Source organism: Arthrobacter sp. YA7-1, assembly GCF_025960325.1.
GTDB classification, from domain to species: Bacteria; Actinomycetota; Actinomycetes; order Actinomycetales; family Micrococcaceae; genus Arthrobacter; species Arthrobacter bambusae_A.
Genome location: NZ_CP110116.1, coordinates 44757 through 60246 on the forward strand (window position 1 = coordinate 44757; position 15490 = coordinate 60246).

At 61.5% G+C, this 15490-nt stretch carries 13 protein-coding genes; 8 read left to right on the forward strand and 5 right to left on the reverse strand.

What is annotated here, in order from left to right; genetic code table 11:
• Window positions 1-221: 221 nt before the first annotated feature.
• The 3 genes from OIT41_RS20610 to OIT41_RS20620 are packed head-to-tail and all read left to right on the forward strand — an operon-like array spanning window position 222 to window position 2984.
• Window positions 222-614, forward strand: a complete 393-nt coding sequence (locus tag OIT41_RS20610; RefSeq protein ID WP_264638086.1) for a MobC family plasmid mobilization relaxosome protein — start codon at window positions 222-224, stop codon at window positions 612-614.
• The gene (locus tag OIT41_RS20615; protein WP_264638087.1) at window positions 614-2173 is read left to right on the forward strand and encodes a relaxase/mobilization nuclease domain-containing protein; all 1560 of its coding nucleotides are present in this window, start codon (window positions 614-616) and stop codon (window positions 2171-2173) included. The genes OIT41_RS20610 and OIT41_RS20615 overlap by 1 nt, the downstream gene beginning before the upstream one ends.
• 22 nt (window positions 2174-2195) lie before the next feature.
• The gene (locus tag OIT41_RS20620; RefSeq protein ID WP_264638088.1) at window positions 2196-2984 is read left to right on the forward strand and encodes a hypothetical protein; all 789 of its coding nucleotides are present in this window, start codon (window positions 2196-2198) and stop codon (window positions 2982-2984) included.
• 238 nt (window positions 2985-3222) lie between these two features.
• Here the strand turns inward: OIT41_RS20620 and OIT41_RS20625 are convergent, their stop codons facing one another.
• Window positions 3223-4230: an ATP-dependent nuclease gene (locus OIT41_RS20625; RefSeq protein ID WP_264638089.1), complete on the reverse strand. Its 1008-nt coding sequence runs from the start codon at window positions 4228-4230 to the stop codon at window positions 3223-3225.
• Window positions 4170-4817, reverse strand: a complete 648-nt coding sequence (locus OIT41_RS20630) for a hypothetical protein (RefSeq protein ID WP_264638090.1) — start codon at window positions 4815-4817, stop codon at window positions 4170-4172. The genes OIT41_RS20625 and OIT41_RS20630 overlap by 61 nt, the downstream gene beginning before the upstream one ends.
• A gap of 303 nt (window positions 4818-5120) precedes the next feature.
• Here OIT41_RS20630 and OIT41_RS20635 point away from each other — a divergent pair, with 303 nt between their 5' ends.
• The 3 genes from OIT41_RS20635 (at window position 5121) to OIT41_RS20645 (ending at window position 7493) form a co-directional block, all read left to right on the forward strand.
• Window positions 5121-5504, forward strand: a complete 384-nt coding sequence (locus tag OIT41_RS20635; RefSeq protein ID WP_264638091.1) for a hypothetical protein — start codon at window positions 5121-5123, stop codon at window positions 5502-5504.
• Window positions 5501-6259 (forward strand): hypothetical protein, encoded by a 759-nt coding sequence (locus OIT41_RS20640; RefSeq protein WP_264638092.1) that lies wholly within the window; start codon window positions 5501-5503, stop codon window positions 6257-6259. The genes OIT41_RS20635 and OIT41_RS20640 overlap by 4 nt, the downstream gene beginning before the upstream one ends.
• Before the next feature lie 622 nt (window positions 6260-6881).
• On the forward strand, window positions 6882-7493 hold the full coding sequence (locus OIT41_RS20645) for a hypothetical protein (RefSeq protein WP_264638093.1): 612 nt from the start codon (window positions 6882-6884) through the stop codon (window positions 7491-7493).
• Here the strand turns inward: OIT41_RS20645 and OIT41_RS20650 are convergent.
• From OIT41_RS20650 to OIT41_RS20660, 3 genes are all read right to left on the reverse strand, one after another.
• Entirely contained in the window at window positions 7425-7877 is a 453-nt protein-coding gene (locus OIT41_RS20650) for an HIT family protein (protein ID WP_264638094.1), read from the reverse strand. The genes OIT41_RS20645 and OIT41_RS20650 overlap by 69 nt on opposite strands.
• A complete protein-coding gene (locus OIT41_RS20655; protein ID WP_264638095.1) occupies window positions 7874-8380 on the reverse strand; it encodes a TIR domain-containing protein in 507 nt (168 codons plus the stop codon). Before OIT41_RS20655 ends, OIT41_RS20650 begins: the two co-directional genes overlap by 4 nt.
• A gap of 1103 nt (window positions 8381-9483) precedes the next feature.
• The gene (locus OIT41_RS20660) at window positions 9484-10338 is read right to left on the reverse strand and encodes a nucleotide-binding protein (protein ID WP_264638096.1); all 855 of its coding nucleotides are present in this window, start codon (window positions 10336-10338) and stop codon (window positions 9484-9486) included.
• Between the two features lie 448 nt (window positions 10339-10786).
• On the opposite strand from OIT41_RS20660, the gene OIT41_RS20665 reads away from it, so the two are divergent.
• Complete coding sequence (locus OIT41_RS20665; protein ID WP_264638097.1) at window positions 10787-14257, forward strand: hypothetical protein; 3471 nt, start codon at window positions 10787-10789, stop codon at window positions 14255-14257.
• Window positions 14214-15400 (forward strand): IS3 family transposase gene (locus OIT41_RS20670; RefSeq protein ID WP_264638081.1). Its coding sequence is split into 2 segments (ribosomal slippage): window positions 14214-14469 and window positions 14469-15400, totalling 1188 coding nucleotides; the frame shifts between segments, so codons are not numbered across the junction. The genes OIT41_RS20665 and OIT41_RS20670 overlap by 44 nt, the downstream gene beginning before the upstream one ends.
• Window positions 15401-15490: the final 90 nt, after the last annotated feature.

Genomic DNA, 15490 nt, shown 5'->3' on the forward strand with positions numbered 1-15490 from the left:
GCCCGCCAGGGCAGCCGAGAGCAGCACTACGACAAAAGCCGTTCCCTCACCTTCAGCAGGGGTTAGTTTTCACGCATTCTTCTATCCTCCGGAGCAAGCTATACACTTATGTGCCATAAGTGGGCTTGATCCTCGACTTCGTGCCGAGGATGCGTCACACTGGATGTGTGATCCCGGAGGTTCCGGGGCGCTGCGCTGGGCATGGAAGGGCGGGTACTGTTATGGCTGAGGAACAGAGTTCCAGCCGCCGCTTGAACCGTCGTCGTCGTGCGAACATCGACGGGGAAACCCAGTACGTGCGTGTCTCCATGTCGGAGCTGGAGCGGACCCGTCTTTACGTACTGGAAGAACAGACCGGGCGCAGCCCCTCGGAGATCCTGGTCAGTGCTGCGCTTTACTCCCAGTCCTCCGATTCACTGGCGGAGCGTCGCGCCCTGGCTACTGAGTTCATGGCGGCACGCCGCTACCTGGCTGCGCTCTCCAACAACGTGAACCAGCTGGCGAAGCATGCTAATGCCACGGATGAGATTCCCGAGGAAGCCCGCGTAGCCCTGGGACGTGTGCGTGCGATTGCCGATCGCATGAATGGCATCATCGACGGACTGGCCGGTTGATGATTCCGAATATCACCAAGGGCGACCGCATGGCCGGTCTGTTGGTATACCTGGCTGGTCCTGGCCGGTCCAACGAACACACCGACCCGCACCTGGTGACCGGTTCCGCGCCCATCATGGCGTGGCACAACGACGATCAGCTGAATCGTGACGCAGCCCTGTCGATTGCGCACCAGCTCGACCAGGCGAAGGACGTTCTCGGTGTGGACGTCAGGGGCGGACATGTCTGGCATTGCTCGCTGAGTTTGCGCGCGGAAGAAGGCGATCTTACGGACCAGAGGTGGGCTGAGATCGCCAATGAGTTCATGGAGGAAATGGGCTTCACCGAGGCTAGCGGTAAGGCCCCTGTGTCATGGGTGGCGATCCGCCACGGGCACAGCAAGGCCGGCAATGACCACATTCACATTGCTGCTTCCATGGTGCGCGAGGACGGCACTAAATGGAGCAGTCACCTGGACTACAAGCGTGCCCAGGACGCGGCCCGGGCGCTTGAGAAGAAGCACGGTCTGGAAGAGCTGTCTCCCGTCTACGCGATGCGTGGACTTCGGCCTGGTGAGCGCGAAGCGTCTGAGCGTCGCGGCGTGGAGGAACCGGAACGCCGTTCTCTTGCCCGGAAGGTCCGTGCTTGCGCTACTGCCGCTCAGGATGAGGCCGAGTTTGTGCGTCGTTTCCGGCGCACGGGTGCCATGATCAAACCGCGTTATGCAGCTGGCCGTGATGACGTCGTGGTTGGCTACTCTGTTGCCGAGCGTCCGTCCAAGGGCGGGCGGCCTGTATGGTTCGGCGGTGGCCACCTGGCCAAGGACTTGACCCTTCCGCGACTACGTGGAGCGTGGGCCGACAGTCCCGAACTGTCGGACGGAGCTGTAGCCGAGTGGGGAGCGGCCGCGCGTGGGCGGCGGCCCGTCAATGTCGGCCGTGAGGCGCACGAACCAGATCCCCGGATGTGGGAGCAGTATAGCGACGAGGTTGCCCGGCTGCGGGAGAGCCTGCGCAGCGTTCCGATGGACGATCATGCCACGTGGGCGTACGTCGCCCGGGAGACGTCCGGTGCGTTCGCAGCCTGGTCAACAGCCACGGAATCGACACCGGGACCGCTGGCGGCGGCGGCCGACGAATTGTCCAAGACGGCACAGCTGCGGCGATACCCGGTGCGTCCGATCAAGAGCGTCGGCCCGTCTGCCCGGGGCGCATCCCTGGTTCTCATGGCGGCCACCATGGGAGGTACCGGAACGGTGTCCCAAGCGATCATGCTGCGCCAGCTGCTGAACGTGGCCAAGGCCGTCCACGACATGCACAAGGCGTCCAACGACCTGCGCAGGGCACGCCAGCTCAGTGACCTGGTGAAGAACCAGCTGAGCCAAGTGGCCGCCGCGCTGCCGAGCGTCCCAGCGACGGTGCCGGCGGTAGACAGCGAAGCGACCGAAGCCGTGCGCGCGAGCACGGCCGGCCAAACTCCGCCACGTTCCCCCGGCTCGGTGCTGCCGCCGAAGTACGAGCAGGCACACACCCACGCAAGCACCCGAGGCGGGACCACACGCCCGGACACTGAGAGATAACACCAACAGGGGGTAAGGAACGATGAGTGAATCTGACGGCATCGAAGAGGCTATCGAGGGCATGTCACGCGTCGGGCTGACTGTCGCCGGCCGGCTTGGTGAGCAGCTGGCCAGGGCACGTGAGCAGGCCCTGCGCCGCGCGCAGGCGGCCGAGGAACAGCAGGCCCGTGAGTTGCAGGCCCGGTTCGACGCGGAGCGGGCAGCGGCCCGTGCACAGCTCGCCCCGGTGATGGACAACCGCTGGTGGGACACGGCCAGCGGCCGCGACATCGAAAGGGTGCACGAGGCGGCCACCGCATGGAAGGACCACGACCCGGCCGCCCGCAGCGCGGCCGAGGCGATCCGTGACCAGGTGCAACGCCGCTACGGCCTGGACGTGGACAACCTGGGCGCCGACGAATCGCCAGTGGCTGCTGCCCTGGCGAAGGCCGAACGGGACCGCGAACAGGCAGAGCAGGAGCGAGGCGCCGGCCGCGACGAGAACGCCCAGGCCACGCAGCTGCTGGCTGAGGCCACCCGGGAAGACCAGGACCGCGAACAGGACGCCGCCGAAGAAAACCAGCGCCCCGAATCGCTGCGAGAAGAAGCCGGCACCAAATACGACTCAGCCGAGCGCCGCCAGGAACTCGCCGCCAGCCTCGAAGGCATCGCCGACCGTGAGGCCGTGCAGGCACGGCTCAGTGCCGACCAAGATCAGGGCACCCCGCCCAGCGCGGCCGTGGCCAAGGCTGCAGGGCGTAGCCCGAAAGCCCGCAAAACACGAGGATCCAACGGCCACACGAAGCTTCTGCAAAAGGGCATGAGCCGCTGATCGAGAGAGCCATAGGCTACTGGTTTCGAGCTCCGTAGCACCCGGAGCGTCAAGTCAGTCGGTAGGCCGCCCACGTAGTGAATGGCGGTGTGCCACGAGATGTTGAGCGGATTGGGATGGACCTCCATCGATGCGTCCTGCTGCCAGCGATTTTCCGGCAAGCTTTACGGCGAATGTGCCCATGATTGCTCCGGTCAACCGCTGTTTGACCGGAGCTTTGCCCCTCCAGCAGCTGTATTCATCCGTTTGTCAGGATTTGCCCGACGTAGTCCTTTGCAGGCTGTGAAGTCCTATGGAGCTCCTTGGCTAGGGCGGCAGAAACCCATTCTGATCCCTTAACAGCGACGTCGGTGTCAAAGCCTTCCATCTCGCCCACGGGGACAACATGGGTGTGGATCCTCCGTAGGAGAGCGACCAACTGTTTCGCCGCTATGGTCGGCGCTCCGTTAGGTACTAACTGCAGGCCGTTCTTCTTGACGTCGTCCCACCGGTTTTCATTCTTCGTGGCGTTGTCGACGGTGCGGCGAAGGTGATCCATCTCGTCCGACCATTCCTCACCCAGGGCCTCAACGATTGCCTGCACATCCTTGCGTTCGCGGAGGACATCAAAGTCCACGAACACGTGTGTTTCGACGCCGAGCTTGATCAAAGCCCTTGCAAGTGCCGGGATTCCGTGTTTGCCTGCTGCTGGGACCAGTAGTAGGTCATCTACCTGAGAACGGCGCTGCGTTTCGTCCGCGAGGGCGTCAAGAGCGGCTCCGTAAAAACGGCAATCAGCATCTGCTTCGCAAATTACAACTCGGCGGTGGAATAACCCTTGAAGGACGTTTGAGTAACGTAATACCGGGTCTGCCCAGGTTGCGCTTACTTCCTCTGGTCGAAGCTCGTGGAAGCGGTTCTTTGTCTTGCCGGAACGGACGATCCGGACGAATCTGACGCTGTCATCATTTCCTTCCAAGAGTCCAAGAACGAAGTCGCGATCATGCGTCGATACGATAACTTGGATGTCTCGTTTCTTCGCTTGAATGCTTAGCCATCGACCTAGTGCCCGTGCTTGCCCTGGGTGAAGAAAAGCTTCTGGTTCGTCGATGAGGAGGATCTGGGCCCGACCCACCATTATCGTCATCGCGAGTCCAATGAAACTTCGTACGCCGTCTCCCTGATCCGCGAGAGTTGGCAACGCTGCTACCGCCTCGGCGTAGGCCCTGGTGGGATGGCTGAGTAGGGGAATCTCGACATCCTCCACTTTGCCGACTCTGAGGCAACGTCCATATTGGCCCGGTCCAGGGTTAGGTGCTCTTCAAATGCTTCGTAAGAGAGGTTCGAGAGTTCTTCTTCCAAGTCACCGTCGATAAACATCTGGTGCAGTGGAGTGGACGGACTCGAACCGTGAGGATGGCCCAAGGTCATGATCGCGTGGGTGCTCAAGGATCCTGCGGTCCAGTGCTGAAAGAAAAAGGGAGCGGCTCCTCTGAGGGTGCCGTCACCGTGAGTCAAGCTGCTGGCGAGGTGTGGTGCTGAGAGAGCACTCCCGCTGGTGCCTAAGGGGAGGTACTGCGTAGGAAATGTTCCTGGTAGTGGCTGCTCCACCGCCGTGGCCTTCAAGAACTTCTCGGCGTCGAGCTCATTGACCACGTCAGGTTTCTCAAGTGTCAGTTCGGTGAGGACAACGGAGCTCGAATCGGAGCTAACTATGAGTGCCGCAATATCGCTGAGTGTCCGAGATTTTCCTGCATTGTTGCCGCCAACCAGACATGTGACGCCGCTTGAGGAAAACTCAACCTTGTCGCCGGCGTTAGAAACCATACTGGCGAGGCGAACTTTAAGGGTCATGATTAGCACCCTATAAGGGCCGGCCGAATCGCGCGTTATCTGCCCTCAGGCGCCCGAGAAATTGCCGGTCTTTGCCGGCGTTGTGGGTTGCCGCGTATATGGCGATCACTTGAATGCAGTGCGTTCCCTGCGCAGGGTAGGACGGGGGAGCCTAGGCTGGGCCGGGGACGGGACCTAGTTTCGCGCTTTCTGTGAGAGCTGTTCTTTGAGGCAGTCTTTTGAAAGCTCAATAAAGTCGTCCTGTTCGGTCGACAGAGCACGTAACTGTAGGCTTAGGTGTCATTTGGGTGTTATTCTGGGGGCATGAGCATCCCGACAACGATCATCGCGGGACACAACGAAACCGCCCGCCTGGATATCCACGAGTTGGTCCGGCGCCTCAACAGCCATCTTGGGCCGCTGTTGGTTGCCGCGCTGGCGGGCGCGAAGGACCGGAAGCTCCCGCACAAGTGGGCGAAGCCGGACGGTCCGACGCCGGGCCCAGCGTTCCAGAAACGTCTGCAGTTGGCGCACCGGCTGTGGATTTCCATTGCCGATGCCGAGAGCGAGGCGATTGCCCGTGCTTGGTTCATCGGCGGCAATCCTTTCCTGAGCGAAGACACCCCGGTCACGGCGATCCGGGAAGACCGGCACAAAGACGTCCTACTAGCGCTGACTGCGTTTCTTGAGGACAGGCAGGACGTTTGAGCCGGCGGCGGTGCAGCGAAACAGGTCTGTGGATCCTCGACGACTTCCGGTCCGGGCGCAGGGTCGCTACCACCCACCGGGGTCCCTTGGACCCGCCCGAACGTCTGAGCGGGGATGACCCAGCGGGCTGGAACCGCTACGACACGCCCGGCTCCACGGTCTACCTCTCAGACACGGACGAGATTGCCTTCGCCGAGGTACTCTCCGGGTACGCCTTGAAGCTCGGATCCAATCACCCCATGCAAAAAGACGCGGACTTCATGGGGTTGACCCTGGAGGAATACATCAAAGGCGTGGATGACGATTGGGGCAACCAACTCAAGCGAGGCTGCCTGCCGGCACACTGGCGCGACCGTCGCAACAGCTACGGGCTGACCCTCGCCAGGGCCGGGTGGTGGGTCGACGTCGAGCATCCGGACTCCATCGCAACCATCGGCGCTGGAATCGGGAAGAGGCTCAACCATGAGCTCGGGATTACCCAGCTGACCCTCGGAACACTCCACGGAGAGAACCGTGCGGCGACGACAATGATCGCCATCTGGCTCCGCGAGCAGGTCCTGGACGATGGCAGCCGACCATTGGGCATCCGTTTCGCCAGCAAACACGGCGGGGGAGACTGCTGGGCATACTGGCTGCGTCGCCGGGACGACGGCCTCGACGGAGACAACATGACCACCGACCCAGGAGCTGAGATCCCCGCCGACAATCCCGCGCTGCTGACCGTCGCGCGGCGATTCGGCATCAAGATCTGGTGAACCGGCTCCCTTGGTTGAATCGGGGGCAGAGAGAAGGGAACAACGTGCCGATTTATTACACTGCGGATGAACTGCGGGACCGGTCGGGAGGACTAACCGCGTCAGCGGCTGAAGATCAGCTAAGGCGAATTACCAAGTCCGCGGCCGGATCGTTCGACATGTTTCTCAGCCATAGCTTCCGGGACGCTCAAGTGATTATGGGCCTGCGGAACCTGTTCATTGACCAAGGTCTACGTGTATACGTTGACTGGATCGATGATCCAGAGCTGGACCGGTCGCGTGTTTCTTCTTCGACTGCTGTACGTCTACGAGAGAGGATGAAACAGTCCAATTCGTTGGTGTACGCGACCTCCCGCGCTGCGAGCAGGTCACGTTGGATGCCTTGGGAATTGGGGTACTTCGATGGGATTTGGGGAGAATCGCGCATATCGATCATGCCTGTCGAGGATCGCGCAGGGAACGAGTTCGACGGGCAGGAGTACCTGGGGCTGTACAAGGTAATTGGGAAAGTCCGCGTAAAGGACGTGATCCACCCATATGCGGTGCGTCCTTCAGGACGTCAGGCTGAATCGTTGGACTCCTTCACTCGAGGTCAGGGGCGGTTCGTTAACCTGGTGACCCCATGAGCGCCGAGGCGAGCGAGCAGAAGCCCGTGGTAGACCGGTCGGATCATCACAAGCACATGGATTATGTCCAAGCGGTGATCAACCGGCTTGCTGGAAATTCCTTTCTTATGAAGGGCTGGGCACTGACAGTGTCCTCGGCCCTGCTGGGACTAGCCGTTTCACAGAATAAACCGTTGCTGGCGCTGGTCGCCGCAATGCCGGCCTTGGCTTTTTGGGTACAGGACACGTATTTCCTTCGTCAAGAACGTGCGTTTCGAGCGATGTTCGACGACATTGCGGCGAAAAGGATCCCAGGATTTGAGATCAGGCCAACGCCGTACGCGAAAAATCAGCGTTGGAGAATAGCATGGTCGATCAGCCTCTCAGGGTTCTATGGATCGATCATCGTTGTAAGCGTCCTTGTCTGGGCAACGCTCGGACTCACCACGGCGACGGCAACAGACAAGAACGGTGCGTGTACACCACTATGTGTCCAACCGGCGAAAACACCTCCTGCAGTCGGCGGCTGTCGTGGGTGGGAGTCGGACTCCACCGTTGGGTCAGTTGCCTTTGGATCCGGCGAAGGCGGCGCGGAGGTCGGCTGCCATCTGATCGAGGTTGTTAGGTGACCAGTCGGCGTCCGGTGGCCACATCTCTGGCATTCGGTCGCCGGGTTCGCGCGGAACAACGTGCACGTGCAGGTGGAAAACCGTCTGGCCGGCTGCGGGCCCGTTCGACTGAATGATGTTAATCTGCCGGGTGCCCGCGGCGCTTGCGACTCCCTCCGCGACCCGACTGGTGGCGTGCGCAAGTTTTCGTCCCAGCGAAGAGTCGACGTCCCAGATGTCGCGAACGTGCCACGTGGGGACGACAAGGGTATGGCCAGCTACGGCGGGTGCATCTGGCAGGAAGGCGATAACGTCCTCGCTGCGCCACACCACACGGGCAGGCGCATGACCCTGCACGATCGCGCAGAACGCGCAGCCCTCTTCGCCCGAAGGGGAAGAAGTCACGGTCGTTTATACCCGTTTGTCGCCCAGGTGGCCATGTTGGTCCGGATCGCAGCGTAGATGTCGGAGCTGGTCGGCGCGTATTTTCCCGTGTAATCGGAAGGATCGTACACCGGTACATAGTCGGCAAAAGTTTTCGTGCTGTCGGAGAAGCCGAATGATGCGAACGGATTTGCGCCTGGCTGATCGGTGCTCTGCTGGGAGTCCTTCAACCCGTGAATACGAATGCCCAGCAGAGGTTTCTTGATCGACCATGCGCGAGAGATTTCGTACTTAACGAATTTTCGCGAAGCGGTCTCATTGCCGATCAAAACGATGACGGCTTGCTTGTAATTCATCTGCTCATCGATCCACGCCTCAACGGCCGCGTCGCCCCGCCTCTTGACCTCTTCCCAGGTCTGCGCGGGAAGCTCCGTTTGCCGGTCTAGAGCGCCCATGTTCAGGATCTGCTGGACCCTCCAGTGATCGCGTTGATAGTGGAAACTTACGAACGATGAACGTGCCACTCGGTCCTCCTCGACCCAACTTTCAACCCCTGCTGGGGAGTGCCTGTAACGGCCCGACGTATGCACATCGTACGACGCAATCAGACAATGACGGCGGAGAACGCGCTCGCTCGTGTCTAGCGTTTGGCGCGGCTGCGTTCCTTTCCAAGCAAGCAGTGCGTTCTATAGGGTCAACCACATGGACACGGCCCCGGGGGATGGCATAGGCATCGAGCGTTACCGCGCCATGTACGGATTTAGGAGTCAGCGGTTTAGCGCTACGGCGGATGCCCTTAACTACTGCAGGAACGACTGCCCATGAACGTCGTGGTTGTAATCTTCGGAATATTTTTGGGGTTGTCTGCCGGATACTGGGGCCGCTACCGGTTCCCGGCACTTCGCCGCGGTTCACGGCTCGATGAGAGACTGGGCCAGCTCAACCTGATCTGCGTTGCAGCCCAAGGTCTAGTTGCCTTTGCTCTTGTGTTCTCAACGAACATGGCCGGGATCCCCGCTTTTGCATTCGCGGCCGGTGGATTATTGATCGCTTCAATCCCCCTCTATTTCACCAAAAAGAAGGATCCTCGCTTGGCCGGAGCTCTCGGACGAGGCAGCCATGTGGACCAAGAGAGCGCTCTTAGGCTTACGTCGACATGGCCGCATAGCTTGGTCTATACGGTCGGCTACGTGTCCCTCTTTGCCTATCTCCTATCGTTAGGGCTCATGCCCCGGTAATCCGGTTCGACACCACAGAGGCTGCCAGGGATCGGCCATATCCACGTTGGCGGAGAATCATCTCCGCACCCTCGCCGCAGCCATTCCTCAGCGGGCAGTAGATCGCCGACACGAACAGGCTGGCTACACCGAGAACGTCAACCTACATTGGTCCGCGGCTTGTCACAGGCGCACAGATTTTCGACCCACAAGCGCCTTGGGGTGGGCCAATTAAAAATGCCCCCTGGGGCAAGAAATACTTGACACAACCAGGGCAGACGAAGCTCCTGCAAAAGGGCATGAGCCGCTGAGCGAAAGTGCCTGGGTTGCTGGTCTCCAGTTCCATCGCGCCCGGAGTAGTGACAATTGCTGACAGTTGTGATTGTTGATCGGTGCCGTTCGGTACTGACTCAAAGCCTGTTTGCGTCGACCGGCAGACCAGCTTCCCTGAGCTCTTTCAGGAGGAGGTGCTTCCATATGCCGTTCTCATCGAAAGCTATATAGACCACACCCGAAAAGTCCGACGGCATCTCAACGCCGGGCTGGTAAAGGGCAGCCACATTGCTCCGGCCGAGAGCCGCGAGGGCGTATCCCAGCTCAAAAATCACGTTTTGACGTGCGCGAGGCTTATCTTCCGCCTCGTGCAGCGCTCGTCCTAGGTCGTCCGCTGTCATGAGCACGACTGCGAAGGAAGAACGGTCGCCCAGATGGACTTCGAGCTTCTCGATCACGGTCTGGCCCCGACTGGATTGGTCCCCGAGAATCGTGACGTCCAGATCAGAGGTCTGGCGAATTAAAAGATTCACTTGATTGACGGCGGCCATGTCATGGCCGTGCACAATAAAAACGTTCTGCTTGACAGGAGAACTGGTTTCGTTCGGCGTTTCAGCACCCATTACTCGGTCCTCAGCTTCGTAAAGATCAAGATTTGCCAGGAGGCGGCGAAGGCGGTCTGCCTTGGTCCGGGAATCAGCAATGAGATCTGCGATGGACTCCTCTCCTGTCGCAATGGCAGGAAAGGGGATCTTAAGACCCATGGCTGATACGTAATCTGTGCGGGGGCTACTCTGTCCAAATCCGACACGCGTAAAGGCCTGTTCGAGGAGGAGTGCATTCCGCGCGTCCCAAGCTGCTACGGAAGAACGCAGTTCTGAGAGGTCCTCTTCGGATGCAACAGGCATCACCTCAAATGATGCCTGAACTGAAATTGCTGTGCCGATGTGATCGGCCAGTTCGGCAGCACTCATCCTCAGTTTTGGAGCCATTACCCGATCATAGGTGCACCGGCCGCCCAGCGCGGCAGTGGCCAAGGCCGCAGGGTGTAGCCCGAAGGCCCGCAAGACGCGCGGATCCAACGGCCAGACGAAGCTTCTGCAGAAGGGCATGAGCCGCTAGAGCCGGGAACTAAGGTCAAGCCGGCTCACATGAGACTGGGGGTACCGTGTCCAATCGGTGACTTGACCAACGACCCTGAGCGAAGCGCTGTTGCCGTACGACCGGATGGGTTGGTGCTCCTAGAGTCGTTGTGGGTCGCTAAGTTGGACGACTGCAGGATTGAAACAAGTTTTGTCGGGCAACTTTACATTTTTGCTATGGATGAAAAGCTTGCTTCTTATCTATAGGGATCCTAGCCTGGTCCCATCATTGGTCTAGTGGCTCCGGGCTTTCGTTGATGAAACGCCTTGCGTCTGTTTCGTAGAAAGTCTTGTGGGGATGACTATTGTTCGGAGCCGGCGCGAGCCTGCCTTTTTCCAGCCTGTTTCCGCCGTTTTCCTAGCCTTCAGGATCCTTATCGGGATAATTGTCGCGGCCGCTGTTTCCGTGTACGGGCTCAGTGCCCCTGCATTCGCCGCACCCTCCTCAGCCGCTGCGGCCGCCGTACCTGCCAAGGCCGTTGCGGCGGCGCCGGCATCGGTGCCGATGACCGATCCGGGTCCGGCCCAGTCCGGGGTTTTCGTTCCGGTGCAGGGGCGACTGGTGGATACCCGGGACGGTACGGGCGGGGTGACCGGTCCCTTGCCGGTGAACACCTGGACCGCGATCCAGGTCACGGGCAGGGTGGGTCTTCCCAACACGGGGGTGGGTTCGGTGGTGGTGTCCCTGACGGTCGTTTCGGCCCCGGCGGATAGCTGGTCCCAGTTGGCCTCGAACACCGCGCGTCCGGACACGCAGACCACGAACCTGTTCGCCGGTGCCGGTGATACGCTCTCGAACACTTCGATCGTGCCGGTCGGGACGGACGGGATGATCGCTTTGCGTTCCTCTGTCTCCCAGCAGTACGTGATCGATGTACAAGGCTATTTCACCTCGGGCTCAACCCCCGCGCCGGGCGGCTACGTGCCGATCACCACATCCAGGGTCGTGGATACCCGCAATGGCACAGGCATCGCCGCAGGCACCTGGTCCACCGGGGACGTGAAGACCGTGACGTTGAAGAACGTCGCGGGGATCCCAGACACAGCGGGGGCCGTGTTTGCCAATGTCATCCTGATCAGCACCGACCCGGAAACCGGCACCCCCACCCTGTACCCGTACCCGGCGGGAGGCACCGACCCGGGGACCCCGCTGCACTACCGGGGCAAGCAGACCACCGGGGTCGGGGCGACCCTTGACCTGAACGCCGCCGGGCAGGTCAGCTTCCGGGTCGCGTGGAACACCTATCCGGTCGATGTCGTCATTGACGTTGAAGGCTATTTTGACGGGCAGGTCGGCGACAGTACCTACCACTCCCTGGCCACCCGCCTGCTGGACACGCGCACCACCGCCAGGATCCCGGCCGGCGGAACCTTGCCGGTTGCCGTGGCCGGAGTCAACGGGCTGCCCGCGCCGTCTTCGGATCTGGCCGGGGTGGTCATGAACGTCACCCCGATCAACTACAACCCACCCTCCGGGTACCTGCGGGTCTGGCCGTCGGACGAGCCCGAACCGGCGCAAAGCATGGTCAACTACACCGTGGGCCCGGACATCGTCTCCAACGTCATCGTGGTCAGACCCGGCACCGTCGACGGCAAAATCAACGTCAAAAACATGGGGACGTATCCCGTGGACGTGGTGATCGATGCCCAGGGCTGGTTCACCAACGCCCACCTGCTGCCACCGGCGACCGGAACCAACGGCGCCGCGTCCGGCAGCCGCGGGGCCGCCTCGATGGTCACCCATCAGCTCACAGACGCCTCAAAGCTCGCGTGGAACCCTACCACCGGCAACGCCAGCCTCACGGGCCGGCTCCTGAACATCCGCGGGATCGGCCAGGACCTGAACCTGGCCTGGCGGTACAACAGCCTCAACGACGCCCGCCCGACCCTGAGCCTGGGCCGGATCGAGGCCGCGCTGCGCGTGGACGGCGGCACGGGAAAAGTCACCTACGCCGCCCCGGACGGGGGCTGGTACACCTTCACCCCCTCCGGCAGCACCTGGACCATGCCCCCTGGCCTGAGCGCGTCCCTGACCCACCCGACCGCGAACGAATACCGGATCCGGTTCAACGACACCGGCATCACCAACGTCTATGACGACGACGGGGCCAACTACTCCCTCTCTCGGTCCTTCGACGCGAACACCACCAACCCGAACACGATCACCTACACCGAAACAGGCGGGCTGCTGACATCCAGCACCGATACCCAGGGCAGGACCGTCACCTACGGCTACACCGATACCCGCAACCGCAACCAGCCCTCCACCATCACCGACACCTCCCTGAACCGGACGATCAGCCTCGAATACGCCGGAGCCCAGGGCCAGCTGAGCAAGATCACCGACGCCGCCGGCGCGGTCACCACCTTCGCGTACAACACGGCCGGCAAACTCGCCACCCTCACCGACGGGCGTTCCGGGACTACCAGCCTGGAATACGACACCAGCACCCGGGTCTCGAAAATCACCTACGGCACCGGCTCGGCCGCACAGAGCATCTTCACCCCGGCCTACCCGTCCGGCACCTCATCGACCCTGACGGACCCCAACGGCAAAACCGCCACCTACACCTACAACACCGCCAAACAGGTCACCTCGGTCACCGACCCGAACGGCAACGCCGTCACCGGGACCTTCGATGGCCACGACAACCGCCTCACGAGCGTCGACGCGGCCGGCAACACCACCACCTCGACGTATAACGCCAACAACTCCCTGACCAAAATCACCTCGCCCGCCGGTGGAACCGGCACCGGCGGGGATGTCTCCTTCACCTACCCCTCCGCCACCGGGGACCCGCTGCTGAACTACCGGCCGACCTCGGCCAGCAACAGCGAAGGCAACACCGGCACCATCAGCTACGACGCCAACACCGCCGCCCCGAGCGTGACCGCCACCCCGTCCAACCTCGGCGGGTCCCCGCAGAACTTCTACCAGGGCGACACGCTCGGCACGAACTGCGGGGCGAAACCCGGGTCCCTGTGCCGGTCCATGGACGGCAACGGCAACAGCACCAGCTACGGATACGACGCTACCGGCAACCCGGTCACCGTCACCCGCCCCGCACCGCTGGGCGTCATCACTAGAACCTTCGACGCGGCCGGCCGGATCGCGACCGCCACGGACGGCAACAACCAGACCGCGACCTACAGCTACGACGGAAACGACCGGCTCACCCAGATCCGCTATGGCGCGACCTGTGTCGCAGCCAGCTGCGTGAGCTACAGCTACGACGCGAACGGGAATCTCACCACCCGCGCCGACGCCGCAGGGACCAGCACCTACACCTGGGACGCCCAGAACCGGCCCACCGCCAAGACCATCGGCGGGACCACCACCACCGTCACCTACGACGGCGCCGCGAACGTGCTCACCTACACCGACCCGACCGGCACCGTCACCTACGGGTACGATCCCGCGAACCGGCTGGTCAGCCTCGCCGAACCCGGCGGATCCTGCCCCGGGACCCTTGTCTTCCCGAACACCACCAAATGCACCGGCTTCGGCTACGACAAACAAAACAGGCGCACCACCACCACCTATCCGACCGGAGTGAAAAACAGCACCAGCTATGACAAGGCCGGACGCCTCACCAACATCACCGCCACCAACAGCACCGGCACCGTCCTGGCCAAACGCGACTACACCTACTGGGCTGCTCTGGAGATTTCGGACACGGTACCCCATGAAATGATGGGGATTACCGGAATGAGGAATCACCAGAATGTCATCAACCCGTCGCAGGTTCAGTCAGGAATTCAAGGATGAACTGTGCCGCGAAGTCATCGACTCGTCCAAACCGATCAAGACGGTCGCCACCGAATACGGCGTGGGTGCCGAGACGCTGCGTAATTGGCTGAAGAAGTACAAGGAAACGTATGGCGGAACCGAAACGGAGCCGGAGCTGAACGTTTCCGAACGTGCCCGGCTCAAGGAACTGGAACGTGAAAACCAGGAACTGAAAGCGGAAGCCGCGTTCCTAAAAAAAGCGGCCGCATACTTCGCAAGGGAGCCACGGTAGTGGCGAAGTATGAATTCATCGACTCCTACGCGGCAACGCCGAAAGCGCCGGCAGTGCTGAAAATGTGCCAGTGGCTGGAGGTCTCCCGCTCGGGGTTCTACCACTGGCGATCCCGCCCGGTCTCGGCCACCGCGGCCCGCAGACAGGCGCTGGCCGCCCGTGTGCGGCATTTCTTCAACGAATCGGACGGAACCTACGGATACCGCCGGATCCACGCGGACCTGGCCGGTGAGGGCATCGAGTGTTCCCCGGAACTGGTGCGCCAGATCATGCGGCAAGAGGCCCTGATACCGTGCCAGCCACGGCCCTTCAGGACTACAACGGTCGCCGACGCCGAAGCGGCCGGGGCCATGCCGGATCTGGTGAAGCGCGATTTCACCGCTGCTCGTCCCGGCATCAAGTTCGTCGGGGACATCACGTATGTGCACACGTGGCAGGGGTTCATCTACCTGGCTACCGTCATCGACTGCTATTCGAAGAAGGTCGTCGGATGGGCGATCGAGGACCACATGCGCTCCGAGCTCGTAGAACGGGCCCTGTCCAATGCCGCCGCAACGACACGAATCGAGCCCAACGCGATCTGGCATTCGGACCGCGGAAGTGTTTATACCTCGGCCTCTTTCCGGGCCCTGGTCACCGGGCTGGGCATGCGTTCATCCATGGGGAAAACCGGGATCTGCTGGGACAACAGCCAGGCCGAGACTTTCTTCTCGGCTCTGAAAAACGAGCGGGTGTACCGCACGACGTACGCCACGAAGGAACGCGCCCGCAAGGACATAATCCGCTACATCGAGGGCTTCTACAACAGCCGCAGACGCCACTCAGCGCTCAACTACCAGCGGCCGAATGAAGTCCACTATAGTTACCAGCAGCCGGCCACGGCAGCGTAGAAAAACCACTAATCCGCTGTCCGAAAACTCCTAAGCAGCCCATACACCACCAGGCCCGACGGCAAAGACGGAACACTGCGCGCCAGCGTC

Excerpts from the sequence above, each read along its gene's own strand:
- OIT41_RS20620 (WP_264638088.1), top strand. The coding sequence starts at position 2,196 with ATGAGTGAATCTGACGGCATCGAAGAGGCTATCGAGGGCATGTCACGC.
- OIT41_RS20615 (WP_264638087.1), top strand. The coding sequence starts at position 614 with ATGATTCCGAATATCACCAAGGGCGACCGCATGGCCGGTCTGTTGGTA.
- OIT41_RS20665 (WP_264638097.1), top strand. The coding sequence starts at position 10,787 with ATGACTATTGTTCGGAGCCGGCGCGAGCCTGCCTTTTTCCAGCCTGTT.
- OIT41_RS20660 (WP_264638096.1), bottom strand. The coding sequence starts at position 10,338 with ATGGCTCCAAAACTGAGGATGAGTGCTGCCGAACTGGCCGATCACATC.
- OIT41_RS20635 (WP_264638091.1), top strand. The coding sequence starts at position 5,121 with ATGAGCATCCCGACAACGATCATCGCGGGACACAACGAAACCGCCCGC.
- OIT41_RS20630 (WP_264638090.1), bottom strand. The coding sequence starts at position 4,817 with ATGACCCTTAAAGTTCGCCTCGCCAGTATGGTTTCTAACGCCGGCGAC.
- OIT41_RS20610 (WP_264638086.1), top strand. The coding sequence starts at position 222 with ATGGCTGAGGAACAGAGTTCCAGCCGCCGCTTGAACCGTCGTCGTCGT.
- OIT41_RS20645 (WP_264638093.1), top strand. The coding sequence starts at position 6,882 with ATGAGCGCCGAGGCGAGCGAGCAGAAGCCCGTGGTAGACCGGTCGGAT.